The organism is Flavobacterium psychroterrae (assembly GCF_018380615.1).
Lineage (GTDB): Bacteria > Bacteroidota > Bacteroidia > Flavobacteriales > Flavobacteriaceae > Flavobacterium > Flavobacterium psychroterrae.
Window position 1 is genome coordinate 51603 of the sequence record NZ_JAGYVZ010000013.1, and the last position, 16233, is coordinate 67835.

The following is a 16233-nucleotide window of genomic DNA, read 5'->3' on the forward strand; positions in this document are numbered from 1 at the left end:
TTTAATTTAATAATTGATTTTCATCTTCAGTTGAAGCTCTTGCAATAATATTTTCCGGAAGTGACTTTTTAGCCTTTGCTCCCATTTTCTTTAATTTTTCGACACTTGAAATTAAGTTTCCTCTGCCGTCAACAAGTTTGCTCATTGCATTTTCGTATTCGGTTTTAGTATCTTTAATTTTGTTTCCAATTCTGACTAAATCGGCTACAAAACCTTCAAATTTATCATATAATGCTCCAGCTTGTCTGGCAATTTCAAAAGCATTTTCCTGTTGTTTTTGATTTGCCCACATGCTGTCAATAGTTCTTAAGGTTGCTAATAAAGTGGTTGGCGTAACAATTACAATATTGCGGTCAAATGCTTTGTTGTATAAACCGGAATCTTCGTTTAAGGCAATCGCAAAAGCGGGTTCTATTGGAATAAACAGCAAAACAAAATCCGGGCTTTCTATCTGGTATAAATCATGATAATTTTTATTACCCAGTTGCTCAACGTGCCTTTTAATGGAGTTTACGTGTTCTTTTAAATAATCTGTTTTAAGAATTTCCGATTCTTCGTTGATCCATTTTTCATAGGCAACTAAGGAAACTTTAGAATCGACAATCATTTTTTTACCATCGGGCAAATTGATGACAACATCCGGAAAAACTCTGTTTCCTTCGTTATTTAAAAAACTTTGCTGCACTTCGTATTCACGACCTTTTTCGAGACCTGATTTTTCTAAAACACGTTCCAGAACAAGTTCGCCCCAATTTCCCTGCATTTTATTATCGCCTTTTAAAGCTTTTGTCAGGTTTAGGGTTTCTTTGCTCATTTGCGCATTCATTTCGCTTAAGCCAATAATTTGCTGACGTAATGCTGCGTGATAATCAATACTTTCTTTATGGGTTTGTTCTACTTTTTGCTCAAAAAACTGAATTTTATCCTGCAACGGAAGCAAGATACTTTTCATGTTTACACTATTTTGTTCGGTAAATTTTGCTGATTTTTCTTCGAGAATTTTATTGGCTAAGTTTTCAAATTCTTTGGTGAATTTTTCCTGTAGCTCTGTTATCTCACTTTTTTGTTCTTTATGGCGTTCCCATAAATTTTCAAAATCTACTTCTTTTTTAGAAAGCTGAATTGCAAGACTGTCTTTTTCGGTTCTGATGTTTTCTTTTTCCGAAGCAGATAAGTCAAGCTGTTTTTCATAACTAATTCTTTCTCTTTCAAATTGCTCTTTCTGCATTTGCAACTGATTGATGTGAGCATTCAACCGTTCTTCTAAACTTATTTTTTCTGATTGAGATCGAGCCGAAAACAGCACCTTTCCTAAGTAAACACCTATGAATAATGCCACAATAAAAGCCAGTAAATAAGGCAAAAAATCAAACATATCTAACTTTATTTTTTAAAGTAAAAGTAAGGAATAATACGTAGTGCATAATTTTAAAATTGAAATTTCACTAATTAGTAACTATTCTAAATTTAATAAACATTTAAATGCTGGCTGCTCATTTTAGAATTAAACAGAAAAATTATTTTTTTTCACGCAACCATTTCAAATAATGCACATCTACCATATATAACCTATTAAAATTTTACCATGAAAAAATTAATGTTAAGCTTGTTTATAGCTTTTGGATTCAGTGCCTGTTCTCTTAATAATGATGACTTAAATGTGGATTGCGGAGCCAGCGAAGACAAAGTTTTTACAGGATTTCCACTTTTATGTTCATATAGTGTCAAAACGTTGCCTAATAATCCAACGCCTGTTTTAGTTGGGTCTGATGAAACAATGAAAGCTTTATTCACAAAAAATGAAAATAGCTGCCCTAATAGTACTGATACTCCTATCGATTTTACTAAAGAAATTTTAGTTGGACTTTTTGCAGGTTTAAAACCAACAAACGGCTATTCGATTAAAATAACAAGTATAGTAGAAAACAAGTGCGAAATCTTGATTAATTATTACGAAAAAGCGCCTCAGGCTGGTGAAACTCTTACGCAAGGACCTAGCTATCCGTCTGATTTTATTTTAATTCCAAGAACCGGAAAACAAATTCTTTTTAATAAAACTACCGAAACTACTGACAATATTGTAGTGGGAACTTTTAGCAAACAATGTACGGGTGCTGATTGTCAAAAATTTTATCAGATCAATGATTTTAGCATTTTAAAATTCTTAAATGTTGTTGCCGGTGGTTATGATTTTAGCCCATACAGATATACTTCAACAACTAAAAAAGGTGATTATACGCTTTTCCTTAAAAATGTGCCTACGGAAATTTTAAACTTAAAAGGTCAAACTAAAACTTACGGCACTCCGGATGCGGCTGATCATGGTGGTGTTTATTTTGAACTTCGTCAAGGCGCAGTAACAACTAAAGTTTTTATTGACAATACTGATACTTCGGATCAAAGTGCTGAAGTAAAAGTTTTCAAAAAAGCGATTCAGGATAAAATTACAGCTTTAAAATAATCTAAATTATGAAAAAAAAATTCTTCTTATTTATTGTTTTGTCTTGCCTTTTTTCTTCGGCTTATTCCCTGGAATCAACAAGCACCGGTTCAGGATCGATTGTAAACACATGGATCTGGGAAAAATCAATGGGCGGTACAAGCAATCCTTATACTGCAACTCCTAAAACTATTGGATTTACTAAAAAGGTGGTATTTACACCAAACGGTCGTGTGATCACTTACAAAAATGATGTTGAAATTAGAAATAGTACGTATCAGGTAGAAAAAGGCATTAGCTTTTTTGACAAGTCACAACATGACTTAATTACCTTTGAAGGGAAGACTTATGTTATCGAAAACCTTGACAATCAAAACCTAACAATTGTTAGCAATAACGAAGACGCAGCTCGTACTATTTTTAAAAGATAGTTTTATAAGCTTATAAGGACTATTTTTGCAAAACCAAACAATACCACATTTTTGAAAGACGATTTAGAAAAATACATCAAGCTGTGCATAAAAAATGACAGAGAGGGACAACTGAAAATATATCAGTTGTTCTCTCCTGTTTTATATGGTATTTGCCTAAAGTATATGAAAAACGAAGATGATGCTAAGGATGTTTTTCAGGAAGCATTTGTCATTGTTTTTCAAAAAATAGGTCAGTATAAATTTGAGGGAAGTTTTGAAGGCTGGCTAAAACGTATTTTCATTAATAAACTGATTGAAACTTTAAATAAGAAAAAGAAAGAAAGCTTTTTTTTAGATGTTTTTGATCCTGATACGGATTTTGTTGAGGAGGAAGAATTAGATCCGATACCAATAGAACAAGAAAAATTGTTAGAATATATCCGGGATTTGCCTGATCAATATCGAACGGTTTTTAACTTGTATGTTTTTGAAAAAATGAAACACAAAGAAATTGGCGAATTATTAAAAATCTCCGAAGGAACATCAAAATCAAATTTAAACCGCGCCAAGCAAATATTGCAAAAAAGAATACTGAGCATAAAAAATTTTAAAATAGCATGAAAAAGCAAAATATAGAAGATATTTTTTCATCAATGGAAGACTTTTCAAGTGTTCCGCCGCCGGAATTATGGGGGCAAATTGAGGAAAAACTAGACAAACCTAAAAAGAAGAAAAGAGCTATTCTTTGGTGGTCGGCTGCGGCATGCTTATTATTAGGATTAATGCTTCCTTCTGTTTTACATTTTAATTCTGCTTCAGGAATCAAAACTATAAAAAATGATGCTCCTGATAATAGCGTTGTTCTTGATGATCAAAAAAACAATTCAAATAGAAACAAAACACTTTCTGCTCCCGAAAGTAATACTGCAGCAACTACAACTTCTGAAAAAAAATCAAATGATTCAGAATCAGTTTCATCTGTAGAAAACAAGGTTAATCCAATTGCAAATTCTGAAAAAAATCAAAATCAAAAAACGGCAGTTGCTCATTCTGATACCAAAAACAAAAATAATTCTGATGTTTTAAATCCAACATTAAATAATGGAATAGTTAATAATAATCAGGCTGTAGCCGAAAAAGCTTCTGTTTCAAATCAGAAAAACGGATTTAATTCTGATTCACAAAATCAGCTTGTTAATGTTGATGAAAAAGTTTCTAATGCAACTTTAGCTAAAAAAGCTTCTTCATCAAATCAAAAAAACGGTTTCAATTCTGGTTCAAAAAATCAGATTGCAAATGTGGATGAAAAAGTTTCTGATGTAACTTTGACTAAAAAAGCTTCGGTTTCAAATCAGAAAAACGGATTCAATTCTGGTTCAAAAAATCAGATTGCAAATGTGGATGAAAAAGTTTCTAATGCAACTTTGACTAAAAAAGCTTCGGTTTCAAATCAGAAAAATGGTTTCAATTCTAATTCAAAAAATCAGATTGCAAGTGCTGACAAAAAAGCTTCGGATAAAATTTTAGCTGAAAAAACTTTTGGCAAAACAAATCCATTTAATCCAACTGCAAAAAATCAATTGTCTAAATCATTTTTTGAAGATCAAACAGCTTCAAAAAACAGTTACAATATTGCCTCTAATGCTTCAAAATCAAATGTGGAAGGAAATCAAAAAACGATAAACGAAAGCAATACAAAACAAAATAACGGAAGTTTAATATCTGAGCAACAAATTGCCAGCAACCAAAAAAGCAATTCAAAATTTAATGATGTTTTAAGCCAGCAAGATTCTGTTCAATTAGCAGAACTTCAAAACTTAGAAAAAGGAATTATCACTCCACAAACTCCTGAAGAGAAAATAGAAAAGGAAAAAAATCCTGTTTCTAATGCTGAAAAATGGGCTGTTGAAGTTTTTGCAGGAGTTGCAAATTCTGAAAATTATAAAAATGATAAAACTTTAGGCAACGCAAATGATTCGAAACAAAGTAATTCTTACGGTGTAAAAACCAAGTATAAAATCAACAAAAAGTGGGCTGTCGCTTCTGGTTTTAAAATAAATGAATTAGGTCAAAGTGTTGCAAATGTTTCGTATTTGAGTGCAAAAAACAATGCTTTTTTTAGTTCTAATGATTATTTTAATATGAATACTACGGCTGCGGCGCCAAGAATTGCAGCAAGTTCTGATGTTGTATTTGTGCCTACAGCTACTGCAAATGCTCTGAAACAAAATAATATTGAAAGCAATAATATTCAAAGTGGAAATTTAGATCAAAACTTACGATATATCGAAATGCCTTTAGAGGTTTCGTATTCTATTTTTAGCAAAAACAAAGCAAGTATTAATTTAAATACGGGAGGCTTTGTGGGGAAACTGATTTCGAATAATGTGGCTTTAGATGGTAATTCAATTGGTCAGAATGTAAATGCGAATGATTATGTTTATGGTTCTACATTGAGCAGTACTTTGCAATATCGCGTTTATAAAAAGACGAATGTTTTTGTTGAACCTGCGATGAATTATTACATCAATCCATTAAACAATCAATCTTTTAATCAGTTTCAATGGGGATTAAATTTTGGTTTGAATGTTTCTTTTTAAAGTTCTTTTTTTGGTAATTTTACCAAAATAACTTCAAAAGAATCTCCGTAAAATGACAATCAAAAACAATTGGAATGATCTCGAATCATTGCCTAAAGAGCTTATTATTGTTAAAGAATTGGTTTATGATTGTTGCAATTTTGATGTTACGCAACCTCAACCGGAAGCTGAAAGTGCTGATTATGATGCGTACCATTTTCAAATTAACGGAAAGAACATTTGTTACAGAACAGCAAAAATAACTCCAACTAAAACAGGTCAATTTGTAACTTTATGGAAACGTAATACAGCAGGAATAATTGAACCTTTTGATTTTTTAGACACAATTGATTTTGTAATTGTAAGCGTTAGGAAGAATGATTTCCTTGGACAATTTATTTTTCCGAAAAATATTTTACTTGAAAAAGGAATTTTTTCTACGGAATTTAGAGACGGAAAACGAGCCACAAGAATTTATCCGCCCTGGGATGAAACGACAAGTAAACAAGCCCAAAAAACCCAGCAATGGCAATTGAATTATTTTTACAGTATAAATCCTCACCTTGATTTAGAAAGATTCAAAGCTTTATTTTAAAACATAAAAAAAGAGGCATTCACCGTAGCGAATGCCTCTTTTACATTTTAAAGCATGACTTATTTTTTTATAATCTTACTTTTAAAAACAATTTTATTGTTTTCTGTCAAAGTATAAATATAGATTCCGGATTGTAAATGACTTACCGAAACCGCTGTTGTACTTACATCCTGATTTGCATTTATTTCGATAGGATTCGAAACTAAATGACCTGAAATATCATAAATTTTCAATTTCAGATTTTTATCATTATTCGCTTTTACAACCACATTTAAAACATCTGTTGTTGGGTTAGGGAATGCTTGTACAAAATATCCGTTCTTGATTTCATAATCAATTGTAGACAAGTTTGACGACTTTAATTCAAAACGTGCAATTACCGGTCCGTGGTCAGAAGTTGTGTTAGTGTAATTTGAAATATCATTACGTGGATCATAAACGGCGATGGAATTTTGAATGTATTGATCGTTTAATTCATTAGAAATCATAATGTGATCCAGAAATCCGCTTGAACTTAAATAACTAAAAGCTCCAGCCTGACTAATGCCTAAAGTAAGCGCATTATAATTTACAGTATCATCTACAAACATCTTGTAAGACGAAGGATTTGGCGTAATTACTGATGCTTTTACGTCATCATTATAATCTCCTAAAATAATTAAATTAGAATTTGCATAATACAGATCTAAACTGTCTTTTAATACCTGAGCATCGTATTTACGCATGTTGTATCTTGCAATATCTGCTCCGCTGTTTGCACGTGCGTGAAGATCGACTAAATTAAGCAGTTTTTTTACTCCGCCAATGTTTGTTTCTATTTGTACCATATAAGGCAAACGTCCTGAGGAGAAAAAGCTTGCGCCGTTACCGCCCGGATAACTTGGTAAAGTTGTAGTTCCTGCACGAACTTCATCATATAAATCCTTAAACATTACGCGTGTATCTGTTACTGTTGCTGTTTGCGTATTATAGATTACGACTAATTTTTGAGGAGGGAAATTAGGGTCTGCCGGATTAAAAGAATACGACCAAGATGTAGAAATCGTTTTGTCAAATGTTTTTCCGTTGATACTTATTTTTTGAATCAAAGCATCTAAAGCAGGTTCATCAGATACTTCCTGAACGACATAAACATCTGCGTTAAGCTTGTTCATTACTTTAGCAACATTTTCGATTTGTAAAGCATTATCCGTTGGACCAAATTCTATTCCGTCCGTACCTTTAACAGCTGTACCAAAAAACTCTAAATTGTAACTTACAATATCAAAAGTATCTGCTTTTGGAATAGCAGAACCTGTTACAGAACCAATTGTTTTGTTTAAAGAAGTTCCTGTTACTGTAAATACTCCCGAAATCGTTAATGCTTTTACTGAAGGCGTAAATCTCACATAAACAGTTTTTCCTGCTGTTGCATCGGCTTCAGTAACAACAACAGTAGATTGAAATGTACTATTATCTAAAGATATTTGATAATCTGCAGGAGCTGCAATTGTAATATCGTTGTAACCGTTTGCTTTAAAAATAAAAGACTGACTTGCAGAAATTGTATTTGGTAATACGTCTCCAAAATCTAAAATAGGATTTGCCGCTACATAACCTATTTCGTTTGTAATCGCTACGTCGTCTAATGACCATTCTGCGGCAAAATTTGTTCCACCAGCCGTAGTTTGATAAACCCAAGCCAGATAAGTATGATTGGTTTTATAATTTCCTAAATTTATGAATTGTGATTGTGCGTAAGTTCCGGTTGTAGTTGCAAAGTTGCCAGGCAATTCTGTCCAGGTAGCAGTTTCAGGATTACTTGTACCATCATAATCTGTAGAAACCATTAATTTTAAATCAGTTCCTGCATAAAATTTACGTGAGAAGAAAGATAATAACGGAAATTGGCTAAAATTATCTAAACGTAATTTTGGTGAAATCAACCAGTCTTTACTTGCTCCGGTATCAGAATAGCCATTCATAATTACTGCGCCAAGACCTGAATTTATATTTCTTGCTACAGTTGTTGGTATCCATTTATTTAAAGGACCGGCAACATTATATTGTGTCCAGCCACTATTTGTTAAAACATTTGGATCATTAAAACCTTGTACGTAAGGATTAATTCCTGTCCCTGTAAGTGCTACTAATTTTGTAGTTGCACCTGTTGTTTCATGCGATATTTGTCCTGAAAATCCGCCAATTGCATTTGGAGTAAACTTAACATAAACTGTTGGCGTTGCATTTAAATCAAAAGTCGAAGCTGCAAATGTCAACGAAGTTCCAAAAGTAATACCATCACTTGAAATTGTAAAATTTCCTGTTGCAGTTACTGTTACATCTGTAGCAATATTGCTTGCCTGAATTTGGTAACTTGCTATATTTGAATCATAATTAGCTTCTGAAAATCCTAAATCAAGCGCAGTAATTGTTGTTGCTAAAGACGGAATCACAACACTTGATGTTGTAACATCTAATTTATTGGAAACTGTTTGAATATTTCCAAAAAGATCTTCGGAAACAGAGAAAACAGAATAAGTTGTATTAAGTGCTAAACCCGAAAAAGTTTTAGAATACACCTGAGATTGATCAGCAATATTTAAAAATCCTGATTGTAAAGCAGCAAGATCGTCTGCACCATTCCCTGCTTTAATTTGAGCAAGTGTTGGCGTTGCACTTCCAGAGGGTAATAAAACATAATAGGTCTCCCCTGGTTCATCTAATTTATTAGAAAAATCAAAACTTCCGGATAAAATATTTTCTGCTATTGGATAACCAACTTCAGTTATTGGTGCCGTTTTATCACTTCTGATATCGATATTGTCAATAGCAAAAGAAGGACGGGAACCACCTCCGGAAACTTGTCTTGAAATCCATCTTATTTGTACTACAGGCTGATTATCACAATCTGCCGGTAAAGTTACTTTTATTGTTTTTACATTCTGCGGAGTTGTAACAGCCGTGATTTGTTTTACATCATTATTGGAATAAGCAGTTGGCAATAATGTAATAAAATTAGAAGTCGTTCCTACTCTATATTGCAAAACCATTTCATTAATACGAGTATTAGCGGTAGCTGGCGGTACATCATAAGGATTACGAATTGTCATTGCATCAAATTTAACCTGTATGGCAGTTTGTCCTGTCGCATTAAACGCAAAACCAATAGCCAAATCAAGTGAACCCGTATTTAAAAATCCAATTTTACCATCATAATTGTGAAAATTACCACTGTTGGTAACCGCTGTACTGCTGGCAAATAAAGCCCTGTCAGCAGTCAAAGTTGCTCCGGTTAAAAAAGTCGCCCCTGGAGATGTTCCCGCTGTCCATCCTTGAAAACCTGAAGGATAAGTTGTGGATGTAGCAGCTAGCACATTAAAATTTTGTGTATATGGTAATACTTGCGCCGTTGGCATTGTCTGAGCAAAAAGATTACCCGACAAGCAACAAAAAAAACTTAAAAAAGCCATGAAATGGCGTACAGAGTAATTGTTTTTCATACGATTAAAAAATAGAGTTTTTAGAGGTCAAATTTATATACTCTAAAGTTAAGCCAATATTGTGAAACTATAAACTTATTGTTTCTCATTTTATAAACATACTATAACAAGATTCATTTTATTCATGAATTACTTAAACAATTACTACACATACATTGACTTTACAGCATTATGTATTATTGTGAGAATTCCCTCAGTCACACTACTTTAACAAGATAAAACTTTATTTTAGGCACTTAAAACCAATGAAAAAGGCCATCTCAAATTAAGATAGCCTTATATAATTTATACGAAAAAACTTTAAATTGCAGTATAACCACCATCGGCAATTATGTAACTTCCGGTGGTGAAAGAAGATTTTTCAGAACTTAGAAAAACTACTAATTCTGCAATTTCTTCAGAAGTTCCTAAACGGTTCATTGGTGCTTTTGCGGCAATGGCACTCATAGCATCATTGTTAAGATTGTCCTTTAATAAAGCAGTCTCAATATAACCGGGACCAACTGCATTACAACGAATATTTTTAAGTGCATATTCTGCAGCAATATTTTTAGTCAAGCCTACAACTCCGTGTTTTGATGCTGTATATGCAGGACTTAATGGTGCAGCAACTTGACCGTGAATAGAGGCAATATTTACAATACTTCCTCCTCCGTTTTTTTCCATTTGTTCTAACTGGTAACGACAGGCATAAAAAACACCGCTTAAATTTAAGGCAATTACCTTATCCCATGCTTCCGGTTCATATTCTCCCGTAGGTTTTGCCGGACCTCCCATTCCTGCGTTGTTACAGGAAATATCAAGTCGGCCATATTTAGAAACGGTAACTTCAACCATATGCTTATTGTCGCTTGCGCTAGATGAATCTCCTTTTACAAAAAAAGCTTCTCCACCATTATCCTTTATAATTTTTACAGTTGCTTCACCGTGATCAACGTTAATGTCTGAAAGTACTACTTTTGCTCCTTCGCGAGCGTAAGCTTCTGCAACTGCACGTCCAATTCCTGAACCTCCACCTGATACAAAAGCCACCTTGTTTTCTAAAAGTGCCATTTTAATATATTTTAAATTTATACTACAATTTACGAAGATCTTGACGGGCAGCCTCTATGAAAACAGAGTTTAGAATAACATTAACGCAGTTTGCCAATCAAATGTTATTTTAGAAGAAAAGCCCTTACACCAGCTAAAAATTCATTATTTTAAGAGAAGCATTATTCTTCATCTAATTTCATATTTCCGCGATCTTTATGACTTTCAGGATTTGAATTAGGATAACGGTCTGGTGTTACATCTGAGTTTCTGTCTTTGTTCTCGACGGTTTTTTGCGCTTCTTCTTCTGTAGCAACTCCGCGGTTCCCGGTTTCCTTAGTATTTCCTGAGTTATCCGGAACTTTTTTTATTTCTTCGTTTTCATTTCTCGCTCTGTCTACAACTTCTTTATTGCCATCCTGATCTGTTACAACTTCTTTTTTCATCTCTGATTTATGAGATTCTTTATCGTGAGAAATATTTTTCCCTTTAGATTCGTCTATATCTTTTTGTACTCCATTTATCTTTTTTGATCCTAAATTATTAGTTTCCATAATTTTATATTTTAGCGTTAGTATTATAATATTACGAATTCTCACGCTAAAAATTAAGTGCTTTAACATTGCTTTTGGTTTATTTGTCCAATATTTTAATTCCTTATCAAACAAAACTATCTTTGCCCCAAAAAAAGCAAACATGCATAGACACTTCATTCTTTTTAAACCTTATGGCTATTTAAGCCAATTTATCTATGAATTAAAAAGAAAGAAAAAGCTTTTAGGTGAATTACACGATTTTCCCGACGGAACAATGGCAATTGGCAGACTTGACGAGGATTCTGAAGGATTGCTTTTATTGACTACGGACGGAAAAGTAAGCGAACAAATAAGAAGCAAAAAAGTCGATAAAGAATATTATGTTCAGGTTGACGGAATTATAACTCCCGAAGCTATTGAAGAATTACAAAATGGTGTTGAAATAGGTTTTGATGGCGGAAAATACAAAACCAAACCTTGCTCTGCTTTTATTGTTACCGAAATTCCCGATTTTGGACCAAGAGCAAAAAAAATAAGAGATGAACGCCACGGGCCAACTTCATGGGCATCAATAACGGTAAATGAAGGGAAGTTTCGTCAGGTTCGAAAAATGACCGCTGCGGTTGGTTTTCCCACATTGCGATTAGTTCGGGTTCGTATAGGAAATGTATATTTGCAAAACCTGAAAGCCGGAGAAGTTATAGAAGTTCCGGATTTTAAATTAGAAAATGAAACTAATTAGAAAATGTGTCAATTTGAAAATTAGATAATTCTCAAATTTACGATCAAACAATTTAACAATTAACCAAATAAACGATAATGCTAAACGTTGTTCTTGTAGAACCTGAAATCCCAAACAATACCGGAAATATTGGTCGGTTATGTGTAGGTACAGAAAGTAGATTACACCTAATTCATCCGTTTGGGTTTGTGATTAATGATAAAAACCTAAAACGTTCCGGTTTGGATTATTGGGTACATCTTGACGTTACCGAATATCAAAACATCGAAGAATGGATCAGTCAGATTCCGGATCAATCCCGTGTTTTTTTAATGAGTTCCCATGCCGAAAAATCATATCTTGAAACTGATTTTCAGGATGGAGACTGGTTGGTTTTCGGGAAGGAAAGTGTTGGCTTGAGCCAGGAAGTTTTAGCACGTTTCGAAAATCATTTAACGATTCCAATGTCGAAATTAATCAGAAGCTTTAATATTGCGAATTCTGTGGCTTTTGTGGTTGGAGAAGCAAAACGTCAGATTGGTTTAAAAGTTTAATCGTTTATTTGTTTTTATTAATAGCTCCAGAGGAGCGTTATATTTATAGCATTATATTAATTTCCAAACCAAAGCTCCATCGGAGCGATATCTTAATTGTTCAGTTGACAAATAAATATTTCACCCCGATGGGGTTCTAATAAAACACGCTTAACATTTTCTATAAATATGATGTCCCGATGGGACTCAAAAGCTCTTAAGTAATTACAAACTTCCCTTTTTCTGCATCAAAAACAATGTTTTCGTCTTTGAATAAAGTTGCGAAACTTCCTTTTGAAATTAAATGACACGGTTCATCCTGAACTATTAAATCTGGCGTCATAATAATCATTTCGTCGCTTAACTGAATCGCCAAATCAATATCATGCGTGGAGAATAAAATGCATTTTTGAGTTTCCTGCGTTAGTTTTTTCAGCAATTTAAACAATGAAACTTTGTGTAATAAATCAAGATGTGTTGTTGGTTCATCTAAAATAATCAGCGGAGTATCTTGTGCCAAAGCTCGTGCAATTAAAACCTTTTGCAATTGTCCGTCGCTGATTTCGTAATGTTTTTTTTGAGCTAAATGTTCGATTTGAGTTAAAGCTAATGCTTCCCGAACTTTCTCAATATCAGTTTCGGTCAAAGTGCCAATCCAGTTGGTGTAAGGCTGACGACCCAGTGCAACTAATTCAAATACGGAAAGATTACTTGGCGGCAATTTTTCGGTTAAAACCAAGCTTAAATTTTGTGCTAAATCTAAAGGTTTGTAGCTATTTATATCTTTATCATTCAGGAAAACATTTCCTTCTAAAGGTTGCTGGATTCCAGTCATAGTGCGCAACAAAGTCGATTTTCCTATTCCGTTTGCCCCTATTAATGAAATGAGTTTCCCTGATTTTAAATTCAAATTTAAATTCTGGGCAATAGTCACAGTTGCTTTCTTGGACTTATAGCCAATGGTTAAATTTGAGGTTTGTAAAATAGTTATCATTTTTAAAGTTGCTAAGGTTCTAAGACGCTAAGTTGCTAAGTTTTTTTTATGCTGATTTATTTTTAAACACATAGAAACATAGGTCTCTTTTTATTATTAAAAAAGGAAATTAAAATTTACTTGTAAATTAAACATAGCTGCAGTACTAAAATTTTGGAAGCAATCTGAAATATTCATTTACAAACGTTTTTTGACCTTCTTTAAAAATATTAAAACAATTAAAATTTATTATTATTCCTTTTGGTGCTTTTAAAAGCTTCATATAAGTTAGAAGTTGAGCTTGATGTATTGAATTTATTTCGGAAACTGTTTTCAGTTCTACTACCAAACAATTTTCAACAAATAAATCACATCTAAAATCTGCAACTAATTCTTTATTTTTATATAGAATTGGTACTCGCATCTCTGTGAAAAAATTTAATTTTCTTTGTGAGAGTTCTTCCTTTAAACATTGGTGATAAACATTTTCAAGTAGCCCTTTTCCAATTATTTTATGCACTTCTATCGAAGCTCCTAAAACTTCATAAGTTAATTCATCCAAATATTTTTGAGTAATCATAAATCTTTTTAATTGAAATAAAAACTATGTCTCTATGTGTTAAAAAGCAATATTACAAAATATTTGTAAGTTTTTACTTAAAATTTATTTTTCGCATTAACAAATACACTACAACCGGTGCTCCAATTATAGAGGTAATGGCATTAATAGGCAATGTTGTATCTAAGCCCGGTAATTGCGAGGCAATATCGCAAAACAGCATGATTATTCCTCCGTAAAAAAAAGTACTCCAATATAAAACGGCATGATTACTGGTTTGAAAAGTCAGCTTTGCAATATGCGGAACCGCTAATCCTATAAACGCAATTGGGCCAGCAAAAGCCGTTATACTTCCAGCCAGAATACTAGTTGCAAATATGATTGTTAATCTGGCTTTTTTGTAATTCAAACCCATACTTTTTGCGTAATTTTCACCAAGAAGCAATGCATTTAAAGGTTTGATACTGCTCGCACTTAAAAGCAAACCAATCCCTACACAAACTGCCAAAACAGCAATTGATGTCCAGGAAAGATTTCCGAGACTGCCTAACGACCAAAAAGTAAATTTTTGCAATTGTTCTGCTGAACTAAAATAGGTTAAAACTCCAACAATAGCACTTGTAAAACTCCCAAACATAAGTCCTACAATTAAAATTGCCATTGTATTTCGCAAGCGCTGAGCAACTAATAAAACGAGTAATAAAACCGAAACACTCCCTAATGTAGACGCTAACACAAGTCCGTATGGTGATAATAAAATTGAATTTAAAAAAGACGGCAATAATCCTGCGCCTAAAATTACAATTGCAACTGCCAAAATCGATCCTGAACTTAGACCTAATACATCAGGACCTGCAAGCGGATTTCTAAATAATGTTTGCATCAACAATCCGCTTATTGATAATCCTATGCCCACTAAAAAAGCTGTTATTGCTTTGGGTAACCGGTAGTTAATAATTATATACTCCCAAGTCGATTTACTTGCCTGACCGCCTGTTAAACTGGTGTAAACTTCCCTGAAAGGGATTGTAATGGATCCTAAACTTACGTCCAGAAAAAACATGAACAAAAGTGCTAAACCAAGTATGGAAAACAGGATTATATTTCGCTTTTTATTTATCAATGATCTTAGTTTAATTTAGATGCAAAAGTAAATTCATAGCTTGGCAATAAATCAGGATGAAAAATCTTGATATAATCTTTTAAAACTAAATCAGGTCGGCTTGGTGCCAATTCATAATAAACGGTTCCGCCGGTTGCGCCAAATTTACCTTCGAATGTATAAACGTTTTTATTTTTAAAAGCATCAAACTGACTGTAATGCGGATTGGCTTTCTCAATTTCGGCTAAAGATTTAAACGATCCTGAAGCAATCCAGAAATTCGCCGTTTTAGCTTTTACCAATATTTTTTCAAAAGACAATCCTTCACTTCCTGTTCCTTTTAAATCTGACCATAAATAATTGGCATGAGCATCCTTCATAAATTGCGCCACCCAGCTATTTCCTTTTGCAACATACCAAACATCTTCATACATAGAACCATATAACACGGTTGAAGTTGCGGGTTGGTCCGCTACTAATTTTGTTGCCTGATTGTAACTCGTAACAATTTTATCAAACAATTCTTTTGCTTTTTCTTCCTTGCCAAATAAGGCGCCGTAAAGTTTGATCCATTCTGCTTTCCCTAGTGGAGATTGTTCCATCCAATCGGCTTGGATGAATACGTTTAGTCCGCTTTTTTTCAAGTTTTCCAATGCCGGATTATTATTATCGACTCCAAAAGTGACAATTAATTCCGGAGCAATTTCGATTAATTGTTCGATGTTTAATTTTTCATTTTCGCCTACATTTTTAACGGAACCTTTGTCAATTAAAACTCTTGTTTTTTCTGATGAAACATAATCGGTGTGGGGGAAACCCACTAATTTATCTTCAACTTCTAACATTTCCAAGAACGGAATATTTGTTGTTGATGTGACTACAACAGATTCTAACGGAATTTTTATTGTGGTATATTTTTGTAAACTATCAGGAACTTTTGCTTCTTTTTCCTTTAAAACATAAGTGAATTTTGCGTTGGCGTTTGGCCAGGGATCTGTAACGGTTACAACTGAATATCCTTCGTGTTTTATGATCGAAAGTCCAGTTGCATATTCGATGCTGTTTTTTGCAATTTCTAGTTTTGTAATTTCAGGAGTTTCGTTCTTTTTACATCCGATAAGAACAAAAAAGGGTAAAATAAAAATTAATTTAGATAATAAATGTTTCATCTGCAGGTTATATTATTTTAGGAATATGGTTTTGCTTTTAGCTATTTTTACTCGCAATTTGAATGATTAGAATATTATGATTTACATTTTGCCAGTGAC

General features: G+C 33.2%; 15 protein-coding genes. 7 read left to right on the plus strand and 8 right to left on the minus strand.

What is annotated here, in order from left to right; genetic code table 11:
* Position 1 precedes the first annotated feature (1 nt).
* Entirely contained in the window at positions 2-1375 is a 1374-nt protein-coding gene (gene rmuC, locus KHA90_RS14510) for a DNA recombination protein RmuC (protein WP_213301611.1), read from the minus strand.
* Positions 1376-1585: 210 nt separating this feature from the next.
* On the opposite strand from rmuC, the gene KHA90_RS14515 reads away from it, so the two are divergent.
* From KHA90_RS14515 to KHA90_RS14535, 5 genes are read left to right on the plus strand one after another with little or no spacing between them, the layout of a single operon-like run.
* Positions 1586-2461 carry a protease complex subunit PrcB family protein gene (locus tag KHA90_RS14515; protein ID WP_213301620.1) on the plus strand — a complete coding sequence of 292 codons (876 nt, stop codon included), beginning with the start codon at positions 1586-1588 and terminating at the stop codon, positions 2459-2461.
* An 8-nt stretch (positions 2462-2469) separates the two neighbouring features.
* Complete coding sequence (locus tag KHA90_RS14520) at positions 2470-2871, plus strand: hypothetical protein (RefSeq protein WP_213301622.1); 402 nt, start codon at positions 2470-2472, stop codon at positions 2869-2871.
* 51 nt (positions 2872-2922) lie between these two features.
* On the plus strand, positions 2923-3474 hold the full coding sequence (locus KHA90_RS14525; protein WP_213301624.1) for an RNA polymerase sigma factor: 552 nt from the start codon (positions 2923-2925) through the stop codon (positions 3472-3474).
* On the plus strand, positions 3471-5453 hold the full coding sequence (locus KHA90_RS14530) for a hypothetical protein (protein ID WP_213301626.1): 1983 nt from the start codon (positions 3471-3473) through the stop codon (positions 5451-5453). Before KHA90_RS14525 ends, KHA90_RS14530 begins: the two co-directional genes overlap by 4 nt.
* Before the next feature lie 52 nt (positions 5454-5505).
* Positions 5506-6027: a MepB family protein gene (locus KHA90_RS14535; protein WP_213301628.1), complete on the plus strand. Its 522-nt coding sequence runs from the start codon at positions 5506-5508 to the stop codon at positions 6025-6027.
* A 59-nt stretch (positions 6028-6086) separates the two neighbouring features.
* On the opposite strand, the gene KHA90_RS14540 is transcribed toward KHA90_RS14535, so the two are convergent.
* The 3 genes from KHA90_RS14540 to KHA90_RS14550 all read right to left on the minus strand — a co-directional run bounded on the left by KHA90_RS14540 (position 6087) and on the right by KHA90_RS14550 (position 11095).
* Positions 6087-9509, minus strand: a complete 3423-nt coding sequence (locus KHA90_RS14540; protein WP_213301630.1) for a T9SS-dependent choice-of-anchor J family protein — start codon at positions 9507-9509, stop codon at positions 6087-6089.
* A 300-nt stretch (positions 9510-9809) separates the two neighbouring features.
* Entirely contained in the window at positions 9810-10562 is a 753-nt protein-coding gene (locus tag KHA90_RS14545; protein WP_213301632.1) for an SDR family NAD(P)-dependent oxidoreductase, read from the minus strand.
* A 161-nt stretch (positions 10563-10723) separates the two neighbouring features.
* Entirely contained in the window at positions 10724-11095 is a 372-nt protein-coding gene (locus tag KHA90_RS14550) for a hypothetical protein (RefSeq protein ID WP_213301634.1), read from the minus strand.
* Between the two features lie 142 nt (positions 11096-11237).
* Between KHA90_RS14550 and KHA90_RS14555 the strand changes: the two genes are divergently transcribed.
* Positions 11238-11819: a pseudouridine synthase gene (locus KHA90_RS14555; RefSeq protein ID WP_213301636.1), complete on the plus strand. Its 582-nt coding sequence runs from the start codon at positions 11238-11240 to the stop codon at positions 11817-11819.
* A gap of 77 nt (positions 11820-11896) precedes the next feature.
* Positions 11897-12352, plus strand: a complete 456-nt coding sequence (locus KHA90_RS14560; protein WP_213301637.1) for a tRNA (cytidine(34)-2'-O)-methyltransferase — start codon at positions 11897-11899, stop codon at positions 12350-12352.
* A gap of 196 nt (positions 12353-12548) precedes the next feature.
* On the opposite strand, the gene KHA90_RS14565 is transcribed toward KHA90_RS14560, so the two are convergent.
* From KHA90_RS14565 to KHA90_RS14580, 4 genes are all read right to left on the minus strand, one after another.
* Complete coding sequence (locus KHA90_RS14565; RefSeq protein ID WP_213301640.1) at positions 12549-13325, minus strand: ABC transporter ATP-binding protein; 777 nt, start codon at positions 13323-13325, stop codon at positions 12549-12551.
* 145 nt (positions 13326-13470) lie between these two features.
* A complete protein-coding gene (locus KHA90_RS14570; RefSeq protein WP_213301643.1) occupies positions 13471-13884 on the minus strand; it encodes a GxxExxY protein in 414 nt (137 codons plus the stop codon).
* Positions 13885-13957: 73 nt separating this feature from the next.
* Positions 13958-14986: an iron chelate uptake ABC transporter family permease subunit gene (locus tag KHA90_RS14575; protein ID WP_379785494.1), complete on the minus strand. Its 1029-nt coding sequence runs from the start codon at positions 14984-14986 to the stop codon at positions 13958-13960.
* A gap of 5 nt (positions 14987-14991) precedes the next feature.
* Positions 14992-16134, minus strand: a complete 1143-nt coding sequence (locus KHA90_RS14580) for an ABC transporter substrate-binding protein (protein ID WP_213301645.1) — start codon at positions 16132-16134, stop codon at positions 14992-14994.
* Positions 16135-16233 lie beyond the last annotated feature (99 nt).